The 384-nt window shown below is 40.6% G+C and carries 1 protein-coding gene; it reads left to right on the top strand.

The features are described 5' to 3' along the window. The coding region (locus ACYVTD_RS17695; protein ID WP_461248933.1) for a DNA polymerase at positions 1-354 on the top strand (354 nt) is incomplete at its 5' end. Between the last annotated feature and the right edge of the window lie 30 nt (positions 355-384).

Genomic DNA, 384 nt, shown 5'->3' with positions numbered 1-384 from the left:
GGCGTAATCTACGGAATGAGCGCCTTCCGGCTCGCCAATGAGTTGAGTATCAGCCGCACAGAAGCGACGAACTTTATCAACGCCTATTTTAACACTTATTCGGGCGTAAGAAAATTTATCGAAAACACGATTAAAAAAACCGAAATGCTTTCCCTGGACAAGCGGCTTAATTCGACAAAAAGCAAGGCGCGACTTTTATTGCAGGTTCACGACGAACTTATCCTTGAATGTCCCGAAGACGAGGCTGAAAAAAACTCAAAAATCGTAAAAGAAGCGATGGAACAGGCGGTAAAATTGAGCATTCCTTTACGGGTTAATATCGAAACGGGGAAAAATTGCGTTGTTTTTCACTAAAAAATGAAGATTTGACAAAAACAAAAAAAA

The organism is Treponema sp. R6D11 (assembly GCF_054786075.1).
This window is presented reverse-complemented; position numbering and strand designations above follow the sequence as displayed.